The following is a 12,693-nucleotide window of genomic DNA, read 5'->3' as shown; positions in this document are numbered from 1 at the left end:
AGTGAAATGATAGAAGAAAAATATATCAAAATAATAGCCTTTGAGTTAAATAGCGAAGAATACGCAATACCTGTTGAACAAGTACGTTCTATCGAAAAACTACAACCAATAACTAGAGTCCCTAAAACACCTTCCTATGTTAAAGGAGTTATTAATTTACGAGGTGTGATCACTCCAATTATCGATTTACGCATACGATTTAATCTTGAAAAATTAGACTATAGTAGTTCTACTAGAATCTTAATGACTACAATTGATGATATGGAAGTAGGGTTTATCGTCGATGGTGCAAATGATGTTATTGATGTGAAAAATGAACAAATAGAAAACACACCAGAAGTCATTGATTCAGTAGAAAATAAATACGTTAATGGTGTGGTAAAAATTGACACTAGAATTTTAGTTTACTTAGATTTGAATAATATTCTTACCTCTGATAAAGAAATATCAAAGGTGTTGGCATAAAGTATGGATAATTGTAACAAGTCAATTAATCAGTTAGATATATTAAAAGAACTTGGTAACATAGGTGCTGGTATGGCCGCTACAGCCCTTTCGAAATTGGTAAATAAGAAAATAAATATGAGTGTCCCTTCAGCAAAACTAGTTAATATAAATGAAATGATGGATTTAGTTGGAGGGCCAGAACTTCCAGTCGCTGCTGTTTTTTTAAAAGTGGAAGGTGAATTAAGTGGTAGTTTATTTTTTGTTCTTTCTTTAAAAGATGGAACAAGCTTAGTAAAGCAACTTACACATGATATTAATACAAATTTTGAAACATATGAATTTGACGAATTAGCAATATCTGCTTTACAAGAATTAGGAAACATTATTTGTGCGCATTATTTAACTGCGCTATCTAATTTTACAAATTTACATGTTACACCTTCTGTTCCACAAGTAGGGATCGATATGGTTGGGGCAATTGTAACAGAAGGTATTTTAGAAATTTCTCAGGAGAGCGACAATGTCCTTTTTATTGATACTCAACTCGAACACTCAACACAATCAGAAATTCAAAAAGTAAAGGGGCATTTTTTCTTTATTCCACATCCTGAATCATTAAAAAAAATATCAAATTCTTTAGGTGTATTATAGATGATTACGTTAGAAAAGATTATTAAAGTAGGTATTGCTGAAGCAAATATTGTAACCCCACCTAAGATTATAAGAACGTCAGGATTAGGTTCGTGTGTTGGCTTAGTATTATTCGATATAAAAAAACAAGTTGCTGGAATGGTCCATGTAATGCTGCCAGAATCTAGTTTAGCTAGAACTGAAGGAATAAATAAATGTAAATATGCAGACACCGGAGTCGAGTTTTTATTAGAAACTTTACTAATGAATGGTGCAAGTAGAAGGAATCTCCAAGCAAAAATGGCAGGTGGAGCAGAAATGTTCCGTTTTTCCTCCACCAATGACACGTTGAGGATTGGTCCTAGAAATGTACAAGCTGTAAAAGAAAGGTTAAGATCCTTTCAAATTCCACTAGTTTCGGAAGATTGTGGAGGAAATAGTGGCCGTACTATTGAGTTCGACCCTAGTACAGGAAAACTTATGATAAAAACAGTGAATAAAGGAATTCATTATATATAATTTGTTTTATTATTTTGATGCCCACTCGTAATTTGGCATAGTAGGAGGTATAACATGGCGAGCATAACTTCAAGCAAAGATCAGCATAATTGGCATCTTTGGAAAACAAAAAGGGACCCTGAAGCTGGAAATTACTTAGTCAGAAAATATATGCCATTAGTCCAATACCATGTTCAACGAGTAGCGGTAGGACTACCAAAGAGTGTAAGTGCGGACGAGTTGAAAAGCCTAGCACTTTTTGGTCTTTACGATGCTATTGAAAAGTTTGATCAATCAAGAGAATTAAAGTTTGATACGTATGCTTCCTTTCGTATTCGTGGTTCCATTATAGATGGACTAAGAAAAGAAGACTGGTTACCACGTAGTGTGAGAGAAAAAGCAAAAAAAGTGGAAGCTGTAATAGAGGAAATAGAACAAACAGAGTATCGAAATGCTTCTTCAGAAGAAATAGCTATTAAATTGAACTTACCAGAAGATGAGGTCATCTCTATAATGAATGAAGCGTTTTTAGCAAATGTTCTATCAATAGATGAGCTGCCAAATGATCAAGACGATACACTGTCCAGCTTCTCATTAAGAGATAGTAAAACTCATACTCCTGAAGAAGAACTTTTAAAGGTAGAATCTCTAAAAGCTTTGGAAGAAAAAATATTACTTCTTAACGAAAATGAACAATTAGTAATTAGTCTTTTCTATCAGGATGAACTAACGTTAACAGAAATAGGACATGTATTAGGACTTACAACCTCAAGAATCTCGCAAATTCATTCTAAAGCAATTTTCAAATTAAAGAAGGAATTAACGAAGTTTATATAGTATTGTTTTAATAGAGCTAGTTTGTCGCTAGCTAAATAATTATTTTGATACGGGTCAGCTTTTCGTTGCTGTACTAGTAAAGGTAGATTGAAAAGGAAGTATTAGTGTTATAACGATTTATAGCTGATATCAACTTTTTTTAACCTAGTCAAAGAGTTTCATGATAGCCAATATCGAAAATATTAATACAATACTAAAGGTGTGAAGGGCATGAGTCTTAAGTTAATCGAACTTCAAATAGCTATACCTAGAACAGTAGATTTAGGTAAAATGCAAGAACAGTTCAATAATAAAGCTATGCTTTCTCAAGCGCAAATTGCCGAACAAGAGTTAAAAAAGGAAGAGTTAAAACGAAAGAAAGTAGCGAAAATAGAAAAGGAAGATAAAGAAACTATATTAGCTCATCACGAATCTCAACAAGAATCAAAAAGACAAACGGAAAAACACCCTTATAAAGGGAAAAATTTTGATATTACAGGGTAGTGGCTTATGTATTTTTTTCTTACAATTAACTTACTGTTAAGTTTGCTAGCGATATTTTTATTTCTAATTATGTATAAAAAGATTTCAAAAATACAGCAATTAGAAGAAGAATATAAGGCGTTATTAAAAGAAGCTGAAGATACAATTTCTAGTTATGTTTATGAATTAAAAGAAGAAAATGAACATTTCATAAAAGAATTTGAAAGAAGAAAACGAAGTGGAGACAGTATACCTAACGTTTCTTCTCAAAGTATTAACATAGTAGAAGAACCACTAGTAAAAGAAGATGTTAATGAACTTCTAAATGAACAGGAAGATATTAATGAACTTATTAGTGATCATAATGAAGAAGTCGTCCCAAATCTTGCTCAGGTAGAAAAGAGTCCATATGAACTAGCGTTAGTATTGCACGAAAGTGGTGTATCAACCGAACAGATAGCACAAAGGTTGAATTTAGGAAAAACGGAAGTGGAGTTATTATTGAAATTTCGACAATGAAATTCATTTTCGACTTGATTGTATAAACTCATTATGATATATTAGTTTTTGGTGTTATGAATACACACGTTTACTGATTTAAGCATTGGTGCTAGCTTTATGTTAGTTTTGCTTAGAAATGATGTGAACGGAGGATAAAAAACCATTAGGAGGAAAATAATATGTCAGTAATTTCTATGAAACAGCTTTTAGAAGCTGGTGTTCACTTCGGACATCAAACTCGCCGTTGGAACCCAAAAATGAAGAAATATATCTTCACGGAGCGTAACGGTATTTACATCATCGACCTACAAAAAACAGTTAAAAAGGTTGAAGAAGCTTACAACTTTGTTAAAGAGTTAGCTGGAAACGGCGGAACTGTTTTATTCGTTGGTACGAAAAAACAAGCACAAGATTCTGTTAAGGAAGAAGCAGAACGTGTTGGAATGTACTACATTAACCAACGCTGGTTAGGTGGTACTTTAACAAACTTCGAAACAATTCAAAAACGTATCACTCGTTTAAAAGATATCGAAAGAATGTCTGAAGACGGTACTTTTGAAGTACTTCCTAAAAAAGAAGTTGTAATGTTAAACAAAGAGTTAGACCGTCTTGAAAAGTTCTTAGGTGGAATTAAAGACATGAAAGAACTTCCTGATGCATTATTTATTATTGACCCACGTAAAGAGCGCATAGCTGTTGCAGAAGCGAAAAAATTAAACATTCCTATCGTTGGTATCGTTGATACAAACTGTGATCCAGACGAAATTGATGTTGTTATCCCTGCAAACGATGACGCAATTCGCGCTGTTAAATTATTAACTGCTAAAATGGCTGACGCTATTATAGAAGGTAGACAAGGCGAAGAGACTGCTACAACTACTGCTTAATTATTAAGCAAAAGGTGATAAGAGGGGATAGCCTTTTATCACCTTTTTTTGGAAAGAGAAAATCGAGGAAGACTTTGTCTCCTCTATACATATTTTAAGGAGGATTTTAAAATGGCTGTTACTGCACAAATGGTTAAAGAACTTCGTGAAAAAACTGGCGCTGGTATGATGGATTGTAAAAAAGCGTTAACTGAAACAAACGGTGATATGGACAAAGCAATCGATTACTTACGTGAAAAAGGTATCGCAAAAGCTGCTAAAAAAGCTGATCGTATTGCTGCTGAAGGTTCAACTGCTATCTTCACAAAAGGAAATGAAGCGGTTCTTTTAGAAGTTAACTCAGAAACAGATTTCGTTGCGAAAAACGAAGGTTTCAAAACATTAGTAAGTGAACTAGGTGAATTTTTACTTACAAACAAACCTGCAACTATTGAAGAAGCTTTAGCTGCTACAATGGATAACGGTTCAACTGTTGAGACTTATATAAACAGTGCTATTGCTAAAATTGGTGAAAAATTAACTCTACGTCGCTACACTATTGTAACAAAATCAGATGCAGATGCTTTCGGTGCATACTTACACATGGGTGGACGTATTGGAGTACTAACTTTATTAGAAGGCACGACTGAAGAGGCTGCTGCTAAAGATGTGGCAATGCATATCGCTGCTATTAACCCTAAATATATTTCTCGTGACGAAGTTTCTGCAGATGAAGCTGAGCGTGAGCGTGAAATCTTAACTCAACAAGCGTTAAACGAAGGTAAGCCTGAAAATATCGTTGCGAAAATGGTAGAAGGTCGCTTAACTAAGTACTTCCAAGACATCTGCTTACTTGATCAATCTTTTGTTAAAAACCCTGATCAAAAAGTACGTGACTTCGTTGCTAGCAAAGGCGCAACAGTTAAATCTTTCGTTCGTTATGAAGTAGGAGAAGGAATTGAAAAGCGTCAAGACAACTTCGCAGAAGAAGTAATGAGCCAAGTTAAAAAATAAGAGTAACAACTTTGCATATAGGGAGCACTTCATTGTGTTCCCTTTTTTAAAAGTTTTCTCAACATACAAAATTTAACTTTAAATAAAAAATATCCAATGATACATGGAGGTTATTATGGCTCAAGCGAAATATAAACGTGTAGTATTAAAATTAAGTGGCGAAGCATTAGCTGGAGAACAAGGATTTGGGATTAACCCGTCCGTTATTAACTCTGTAGCTAAGCAAGTAAAAGAACTTGCTGAACTAGGTGTGGAAGTGGCAGTAGTTGTAGGTGGAGGAAATATTTGGAGAGGTAAAATCGGTAGCGAAATGGGTATGGACCGTGCAACTGCTGATTACATGGGAATGTTAGCAACTGTAATGAATTCTCTTGCACTTCAAGATAGCCTTGAAACTTCTGGCGTGGAAACTCGAGTTCAAACTTCTATTGAAATGAGACAAGTCGCAGAACCTTATATTAGAAGAAAAGCAATACGTCATTTAGAAAAGAAACGTGTCGTTATTTTTGCTGCAGGTACTGGTAACCCATACTTCTCAACTGACACAACAGCAGCATTACGAGCTGCTGAAATTGAAGCAGATGTTATTTTAATGGCTAAAAATAATGTGGATGGAGTATATAGTGCAGATCCAACGAAAGATGCTTCTGCTACAAAGTACGACACATTATCATACTTAGACGTTTTACGTGAAGGTTTAGCTGTAATGGATTCTACCGCTTCTTCTTTATGTATGGATAATGACATCCCGATTATCGTCTTCTCTGTAATGGAAGAAGGTAATATTAAACGTGTAGTATTAGGTGAAAATATCGGAACAATTGTAAGGGGGAAATAACATTGAGTAAACAAGTAGTTTCTGCAACTCGTGAAAAGATGGATAAAGCAGTACAAGCTTACACTAGAGAGCTATCAACAGTTAGAGCTGGTAGAGCAAGTGCTAGTCTTTTAGATAAAATTACAGTAGATTATTACGGTGCTCCTACACCTGTTAATCAGTTAGCATCTATTAGTGTGCCGGAAGCTAGACTTTTAGTCATTCAACCTTATGACAAGACATCTTTAGGTGAAATTGAAAGAGCAATTATTAAGTCTGATTTAGGAATTAACCCTACTAACGATGGATCAGTAATTCGAATTGCGATTCCAGCATTAACAGAAGAGCGTCGTAAAGAGCTTGTTAAAGTAGTGAAAAAATATTCTGAAGAAGCAAAAGTAGCTATTCGTAACATTCGTCGTGACGGTAACGATGACTTGAAAAAGTTAGAAAAGAAGGGCGAAATTACAGAAGACGAATTACGTGGATTTACAGATGATATCCAAAAGGAAACGGATAGTCATATTGTTAAAATCGATCAAGTTACAAAAGAAAAAGAAAAAGAAATCATGGAAGTATAATCATTTTCCATGTAAAATAAGATGAAAAGACCCTCTTATGATTACAGGGGGTTTTTTTGTTAATACTGTAAATGTAAATAGAAAATGAATTTCTATTTATTTTTTCACTGGAGGATTTGTATGTTTAAAAAAATACAAAGATGGAGAGGGAAAGACAGCTCCGATAACCGTGATATAAAGGGAGAGATTTTACAACATTCGATTCCCAAACATATTGCTATCATTATGGACGGAAATGGAAGATGGGCGAAAAAACGAGCAATGCCTAGAATTGCAGGACATCATGAAGGTATGAAAACAGTAAGGAAAATTACTAAAGCTGCTAATTCTTTAGGTGTGGAAGCTCTTACTTTATATGCTTTTTCAACGGAAAATTGGAAACGCCCTAAGTTAGAAGTAGAATACTTAATGAAACTTCCTGAAGAGTTTTTATCAACTTTTCTACCAGAGTTAAAACAAGAGAATGTAAAAGTAATGATAATGGGCAATAAAGAAGAATTACCAAAGCATACTTTAGCAGCTGTAGAAAAAGCAATGGAAGAAACAAAAAATAACACTGGACTTATTCTTAATTTTGCATTGAATTATGGAAGTAGAGATGAAATTGTTCGTGCCGTTAAAAATATTGTAAACGATGTGCATTCAAATGATCTTGCAGACAGTAATATAACAGAGGAAACAGTTAATAAGTACTTGTTTAGTCATTCTTTACCAGATCCAGATCTTTTAATTCGTACAAGTGGAGAAATAAGATTGAGCAATTTTATGTTATGGCAACTAGCATATGCTGAGTTTTATTTTACAGATGTATTGTGGCCAGATTTTTCAGAAGAACATTTATATGAGGCTATTGCTACTTTCCAGGGACGAGGAAGAAGATTTGGTGGTATATAAGAAGGTGTGTGACATAAAATGAAACAACGGATAATAACAGCAGTTATAGCAGCAGCATTTTTTTTACCGATCGTTATTTATGGTAATTTACCATTTATTTCATTAGTGTATATATTAGGGTCTGTTGGATTATTTGAAGCGTTAAGAATGAAGCGAATTTCTATATTTAGTACTCCTGGAGTTATTGGCTTATTACTTTTATGGGCTATATTGTTGCCTAGTGAAGTAACAAAAGATTACTCTATTTTCCTTACAAAAGTGGAACTAGTATTAGTAGCCGTATTGTTATTTTTAACATATACAGTTGTAACTAAAAATAAATTTACATTCGATGATGTAGGCTTTATGTTAATATCCATTTTATATGTAGGTATGGGTTTTTATTATTTTATTGAAATTCGTGAAGCAGGACTTGCTTACATTTTCTTTGCTTTATTTGTTATTTGGTCAACAGATTCTGGTGCTTATTTTATCGGTCGATCTTTCGGAAAGAACAAGTTATGGCCTGAAATTAGTCCAAACAAAACGATTGAAGGCTCTTTAGGTGGCGTTCTTTGTGCAATTGTTGTAGGTTTAGCTTTTCATGTTTTAGTAGGCTTAGAATATGGTGTGTTATGGACTATAATCATTGCTATTTTACTTTCTATTTTTGGACAAATTGGTGACCTTGTTGAATCAGCGCTAAAACGTCATTACGAAATAAAGGATTCAGGTCAAATTTTACCTGGACACGGTGGTATCTTAGATAGATTTGATAGTTTACTTTTTGTATTGCCAATTTTGCATTTTATACATCTTTTTATCTTATAGAAAATAGTGCGATGAGCTTTATATGGGGAGTGACAGAATGAAACGTATTAGTCTATTAGGTGCTTCTGGCTCTATCGGCACCCAAACTCTCGATGTGATAAGGCAACATAGAGAACAGTTTCAACTAGTTGCTTTTAGTGTCGGGAAAAACATTCAATTTGCAGAAGAAGTTATTGGGGAGTTTAGTCCCAAACTAGTTTCTGTACAATCAAAAGAGGATATGGAAAGTTTAAAATCAACCGTATCCAATATAAATATACATTTTACATACGGTGAAGAAGGTAATATTGAAGTAGCAACATATAGTGAATCGGATACACTTGTTAACGCAGTTAGCGGAAGTGTTGGTTTGATACCAACTTTACAAGCAATTGAATGTGGGAAAACTATTGCATTAGCAAATAAAGAAACGCTTGTAACTGCAGGGCATTTAGTTATGGAGGCTGCCGAAAAACATGGAGTATCAATTATTCCTGTTGATAGTGAACATTCGGCTATTTATCAATGCCTACAAGGAGAAAATGATAAAAATATCGAATCTATTATCATTACTGCTTCAGGAGGTAGCTTTAGAGATAAAACACGCGATGAATTAAAGAATGTTACGGTAAAAGAAGCTTTAAACCATCCTAACTGGTCAATGGGAGCAACCATTACCATTGACTCTGCAACAATGATGAATAAAGGTTTAGAAGTAATTGAAGCACATTGGCTATTTCAATTACCTTATGAAAAGATAGAAGTTGTACTACATAGGGAAAGTATTATCCACTCTATGGTTGAATTTCAAGATACAAGTGTAATGGCTCAATTAGGAACTCCTGATATGAGAGTACCTATACAATATGCTTTAACTTTTCCAGACCGACTTCCACATAAAGGCGGAAAAAGATTAAACTTAGTTGAACTAGGTAAATTACATTTCGAAAAAGCAGATTTTGAAAGGTATCGTTCTTTACAGTTTGCATACGAAGCTGGTAAAGTTGGTGGAACGCTTACAACGGTATTAAATGCTGCTAATGAAGTGGCAAGGGTTGCATTTTTGCAAGGAGAAATCTCTTTTCTAATGATTGAGGATCTGATAGAACAAGCATTAGAAAAGCATAGTTCCATTAGTCACCCCAATTTAGATGTGATAAAAACTGTTGATTCAGAAACAAGACAATTTGTACGCTCATTAATTGAAAAGAGGTGAAAATATGGAAACAGCCATTTCTTTTATTATTATTTTTGGTGTTTTAGTATTTGTACACGAACTCGGCCATTTAGTTTTTGCAAAAAGAGCAGGTATTATGTGTCGTGAATTCGCTATTGGCTTTGGCCCAAAAGTATTTTCTTTTAAAAAGGAAGAAACAGTTTACACAATAAGACTATTGCCAATTGGAGGTTTCGTTCGAATGGCTGGTGAAGACCCAGAAATGATAGATGTAAAACCTGGGTATCACGTTGGCCTTTTATTTAATAAAGAAGGCTTAGTTGAAAAAGTAATAATGAACAACAAAGAGAAATTTCCAAATGCTAAAGTAATAGAAGTAGAAAAAGCAGATTTAGAACATGAAATGTTTATTAAAGGTTATGAACTAAATGATGAAGACGAATCATTAGTAGAATTCAAAGTTAGTGAGGAGTCTTATTTTGTTATAGACGGTCAAGATGTACAGATTGCGCCATTTAATCGTCAGTTCGCATCTAAAACATTGAGACAAAGAACGATGGCTATCTTTGCCGGACCGATGATGAACTTTATTTTGGCTTTTGTTATTTTCGCATTCTTAGGTGTAGCTCACGGTTATCCAGTGAATAAAGCTGAATTAGGTGAACTTACGCCTGACGGCGCAGCTATAACTGCAGGGCTCGAAAAAGGGGACAAAGTCGTTGCTATTAACAATGACTCCGTCACAACTTGGGAAGAAATCGTAGACATTATAAAAGTAAATGCAAACGAAGAATTGCTTTTCTTAGTAGAAAGAAATGGTCAGTCTATTAACATACCAGTAACACCAAAAGAAGATACGATTGAAGGGGTGTCTAGAGGTGTAATTGGGGTTTATATGCCAATGGAAAAATCAATTGTTTCCGCAATACCGAATGCAGCTAAGGAAACTTACGGATGGACTCGTGATATTATTATTGGCTTAGGAAAATTAATAACTGGTCAATTTTCCATTGATATGTTATCAGGACCAGTAGGGATTTATAAGTCAACGGAAGTTGTTGCTGAATCAGGTGTGTTTCTATTAATGAGATGGGCTGCTGTACTTAGCATTAACTTAGGTATCATAAACTTACTACCTATTCCCGCCCTTGATGGTGGACGTTTAATGTTCTTTGCAGTAGAAGCTGTAAGAGGAAAGCCAGTAGATCGCCATAAAGAAGGACTAGTTCACTTTATCGGATTCGCTCTATTAATGCTTTTAATGCTAGTAGTAACATGGAATGACATCCAACGATTCTTCTTGTAATCATAATAAAGTACTTGCATCTCATAGAGTTGCAAGTGCTATTTTTTACATAAAATACGTATTTAGAAAATAGAGGTGTTCTAGATGAAGCAAAGTATGACGTTAATTCCTACATTACGTGAAGTACCATCAGATGCTGAAGTGAAAAGCCACCAACTTCTACTTCGAGCAGGGTACATTCGCCAAAACACAAGTGGAATTTATAGCTTTTTACCTTTAGGAAAAAAGGTATTAAAGAAAATAGAAGATATCGTGCGCGAAGAAATGGATAATGCAGGTGCAGTGGAATTACTAATGCCTGCCATGCAAGCTGCGGAATTATGGCAAGAATCAGGTAGATGGTATTCATACGGTCCTGAATTAATGAGACTAAAAGATCGTCACGATCGTGAATTCGCATTAGGTGCTACACATGAAGAAGTTATTACAACGTTAGTTCGAGATGAAATAAAGTCTTATAAAAAACTTCCGTTAACTTTGTATCAAATTCAAACAAAATTCCGTGATGAAAAGCGTCCAAGATTTGGCTTATTACGTGGTCGTGAGTTCTTAATGAAAGACGCGTATTCTTTTCACTCTAATTCAGAAAGCTTAGACGAAGTGTACAACAAGATGTATGAAGCTTATTCAAACATTTTCACACGCTTAGGACTAAATTTCCGGGCGGTTATCGCAGATAGTGGTGCAATGGGTGGGAAAGATACGCATGAATTTATGGTACTATCTGAAATTGGTGAAGATACAATTGCTTATTCTGATAGCTCTAATTTTGCTGCAAACATTGAAATGGCTCCAGTTGCAGTGGAATACGCTAAAAGTAATGAAGCAATCATTGATATAGAAAAGATAGAAACACCAAATCAAAAAACAATTGCAGAAGTATCTTCGTTTTTACACGTTGAAGAACAAAAATGTATTAAGTCTTTGCTGTTTAAAGTCGATGAGAAATTTGTACTTGTGTTAGTTCGTGGTGATCACGAAGTCAACGATGTAAAAGTGAAAAACTTAATGGAAGCAACAGTTGTAGAATTAGCGACTGAAGCAGAAGTGAAAAAACTCTTTAATTGTTCTGTTGGTTCTGTAGGACCAGTTAACGTTCCAGACGCAATTGAAGTTATTGCGGATCATGCAGTAGCAGCAGTAGTTAATGGTGTTTGTGGTGCAAATGAAGAGGGCTACCATTATCGAAATGTGAACATAGAGAAAGACTTTAACGTTCAGTCGATTGCAGACCTTCGTTTTATTAAAGAAGGAGACACATCTCCGGATGGACAAGGTGTCATTAAGTTTGCAAAAGGTATTGAAGTTGGCCATATTTTTAAATTAGGTACTCGTTACAGTGAAGCTATGAGTGCCACGTACTTAGATGAAAATGGACGCACTAAACCTATGATTATGGGTTGTTATGGTATTGGAGTTTCTCGAGTACTAGCTGCAATGGTAGAACAAAATCATGATGAGAATGGAATTTTATGGCCAAGCGCTGTAACTCCATTTGATGTTCATGTAATTCCTGTAAATGTGAAAAATGATACACAAAGAGAACTTGCTGATAAAATTTATTCCATGTGTAAAGACGCAAGATTAGATACTTTGTTAGATGATCGTCAAGAGCGCCCTGGTGTAAAATTTGCTGACTCTGAACTAATTGGACTTCCTGTAAGAGTGACGGTTGGAAAAAGATCTGATGAAGGTATTGTCGAAGTAAAGTGGAGACATAACGGTGAATCAGTTGAAGTTTCCGTAGAAGAGCTACTATCAGTGATTCAAAAATCTGTCTAATCGTAGTATAATATGTAACATGGTGATTCGCGCTATAAACAAAAATGATGACTCACATAAAGTATGTCTTTCCGTAAAGTTTGGAGGATGAC

The 12,693-nt window shown here is 34.7% G+C and carries 15 protein-coding genes; all 15 read left to right on the top strand.

Annotated elements, in window-relative coordinates:
• The first annotated feature begins 6 nt into the window (after positions 1-6).
• The 15 genes from CDZ89_RS11685 (at position 7) to CDZ89_RS11615 (ending at position 12,601) form a co-directional block, all read left to right on the top strand.
• The gene (locus CDZ89_RS11685) at positions 7-465 is read left to right on the top strand and encodes a chemotaxis protein CheW (protein ID WP_096154617.1); all 459 of its coding nucleotides are present in this window, start codon (positions 7-9) and stop codon (positions 463-465) included.
• A gap of 3 nt (positions 466-468) precedes the next feature.
• Complete coding sequence (locus tag CDZ89_RS11680) at positions 469-1,098, top strand: chemotaxis protein CheC (protein ID WP_096154616.1); 630 nt, start codon at positions 469-471, stop codon at positions 1,096-1,098.
• Entirely contained in the window at positions 1,099-1,596 is a 498-nt protein-coding gene (locus CDZ89_RS11675) for a chemotaxis protein CheD (RefSeq protein WP_096154615.1), read from the top strand.
• Positions 1,597-1,650: 54 nt separating this feature from the next.
• The gene (locus CDZ89_RS11670; protein ID WP_096154614.1) at positions 1,651-2,412 is read left to right on the top strand and encodes a FliA/WhiG family RNA polymerase sigma factor; all 762 of its coding nucleotides are present in this window, start codon (positions 1,651-1,653) and stop codon (positions 2,410-2,412) included.
• A 210-nt stretch (positions 2,413-2,622) separates the two neighbouring features.
• Positions 2,623-2,895 carry a hypothetical protein gene (locus CDZ89_RS11665; protein WP_096154613.1) on the top strand — a complete coding sequence of 91 codons (273 nt, stop codon included), beginning with the start codon at positions 2,623-2,625 and terminating at the stop codon, positions 2,893-2,895.
• Between the two features lie 6 nt (positions 2,896-2,901).
• Entirely contained in the window at positions 2,902-3,393 is a 492-nt protein-coding gene (locus CDZ89_RS19700) for a DUF2802 domain-containing protein (protein ID WP_141395206.1), read from the top strand.
• A 161-nt stretch (positions 3,394-3,554) separates the two neighbouring features.
• A complete protein-coding gene (gene rpsB / locus CDZ89_RS11655; RefSeq protein WP_096154612.1) occupies positions 3,555-4,262 on the top strand; it encodes a 30S ribosomal protein S2 in 708 nt (235 codons plus the stop codon).
• A 111-nt stretch (positions 4,263-4,373) separates the two neighbouring features.
• Positions 4,374-5,255 (top strand): translation elongation factor Ts, encoded by an 882-nt coding sequence (tsf, locus tag CDZ89_RS11650; RefSeq protein WP_096154611.1) that lies wholly within the window; start codon positions 4,374-4,376, stop codon positions 5,253-5,255.
• 115 nt (positions 5,256-5,370) lie between these two features.
• A complete protein-coding gene (gene pyrH / locus CDZ89_RS11645) occupies positions 5,371-6,093 on the top strand; it encodes a UMP kinase (RefSeq protein ID WP_096154610.1) in 723 nt (240 codons plus the stop codon).
• 38 nt (positions 6,094-6,131) lie between these two features.
• Positions 6,132-6,653, top strand: a complete 522-nt coding sequence (gene frr, locus CDZ89_RS11640; RefSeq protein ID WP_406564925.1) for a ribosome recycling factor — start codon at positions 6,132-6,134, stop codon at positions 6,651-6,653.
• Between the two features lie 120 nt (positions 6,654-6,773).
• Complete coding sequence (locus CDZ89_RS11635) at positions 6,774-7,547, top strand: isoprenyl transferase (protein ID WP_096154608.1); 774 nt, start codon at positions 6,774-6,776, stop codon at positions 7,545-7,547.
• Positions 7,548-7,565: 18 nt separating this feature from the next.
• Complete coding sequence (locus CDZ89_RS11630) at positions 7,566-8,357, top strand: phosphatidate cytidylyltransferase (protein WP_096154607.1); 792 nt, start codon at positions 7,566-7,568, stop codon at positions 8,355-8,357.
• 37 nt (positions 8,358-8,394) lie between these two features.
• Positions 8,395-9,552 (top strand): 1-deoxy-D-xylulose-5-phosphate reductoisomerase, encoded by a 1,158-nt coding sequence (dxr, locus tag CDZ89_RS11625; protein ID WP_096154606.1) that lies wholly within the window; start codon positions 8,395-8,397, stop codon positions 9,550-9,552.
• A gap of 4 nt (positions 9,553-9,556) precedes the next feature.
• On the top strand, positions 9,557-10,819 hold the full coding sequence (gene rseP, locus CDZ89_RS11620) for an RIP metalloprotease RseP (protein ID WP_096154605.1): 1,263 nt from the start codon (positions 9,557-9,559) through the stop codon (positions 10,817-10,819).
• Positions 10,820-10,903: 84 nt separating this feature from the next.
• Positions 10,904-12,601: a proline--tRNA ligase gene (locus CDZ89_RS11615; protein ID WP_096154604.1), complete on the top strand. Its 1,698-nt coding sequence runs from the start codon at positions 10,904-10,906 to the stop codon at positions 12,599-12,601.
• Positions 12,602-12,693: the final 92 nt, after the last annotated feature.

Origin of the sequence: Bacillus alkalisoli (assembly GCF_002797415.1) — a bacterium.
Classification (GTDB): Bacteria; Bacillota; Bacilli; order Bacillales; family Bacillaceae_I; genus Bacillus_CD; species Bacillus_CD alkalisoli.
The sequence above is the reverse complement of the archived record's forward strand: the minus strand, read 5'-3'. Positions and strand labels throughout refer to the sequence as shown.

Coding starts and splice junctions, on each gene's coding strand:
- CDZ89_RS11685 (WP_096154617.1), top strand. CDS start 7: ATGATAGAAGAAAAATATATCAAAATAATAGCCTTTGAGTTAAATAGC.
- CDZ89_RS11680 (WP_096154616.1), top strand. CDS start 469: ATGGATAATTGTAACAAGTCAATTAATCAGTTAGATATATTAAAAGAA.
- CDZ89_RS11675 (WP_096154615.1), top strand. CDS start 1,099: ATGATTACGTTAGAAAAGATTATTAAAGTAGGTATTGCTGAAGCAAAT.
- CDZ89_RS11670 (WP_096154614.1), top strand. CDS start 1,651: ATGGCGAGCATAACTTCAAGCAAAGATCAGCATAATTGGCATCTTTGG.
- CDZ89_RS11665 (WP_096154613.1), top strand. CDS start 2,623: ATGAGTCTTAAGTTAATCGAACTTCAAATAGCTATACCTAGAACAGTA.
- CDZ89_RS19700 (WP_141395206.1), top strand. CDS start 2,902: ATGTATTTTTTTCTTACAATTAACTTACTGTTAAGTTTGCTAGCGATA.
- rpsB (WP_096154612.1), top strand. CDS start 3,555: ATGTCAGTAATTTCTATGAAACAGCTTTTAGAAGCTGGTGTTCACTTC.
- tsf (WP_096154611.1), top strand. CDS start 4,374: ATGGCTGTTACTGCACAAATGGTTAAAGAACTTCGTGAAAAAACTGGC.
- pyrH (WP_096154610.1), top strand. CDS start 5,371: ATGGCTCAAGCGAAATATAAACGTGTAGTATTAAAATTAAGTGGCGAA.
- frr (WP_406564925.1), top strand. CDS start 6,132: ATGGATAAAGCAGTACAAGCTTACACTAGAGAGCTATCAACAGTTAGA.
- CDZ89_RS11635 (WP_096154608.1), top strand. CDS start 6,774: ATGTTTAAAAAAATACAAAGATGGAGAGGGAAAGACAGCTCCGATAAC.
- CDZ89_RS11630 (WP_096154607.1), top strand. CDS start 7,566: ATGAAACAACGGATAATAACAGCAGTTATAGCAGCAGCATTTTTTTTA.
- dxr (WP_096154606.1), top strand. CDS start 8,395: ATGAAACGTATTAGTCTATTAGGTGCTTCTGGCTCTATCGGCACCCAA.
- rseP (WP_096154605.1), top strand. CDS start 9,557: ATGGAAACAGCCATTTCTTTTATTATTATTTTTGGTGTTTTAGTATTT.
- CDZ89_RS11615 (WP_096154604.1), top strand. CDS start 10,904: ATGAAGCAAAGTATGACGTTAATTCCTACATTACGTGAAGTACCATCA.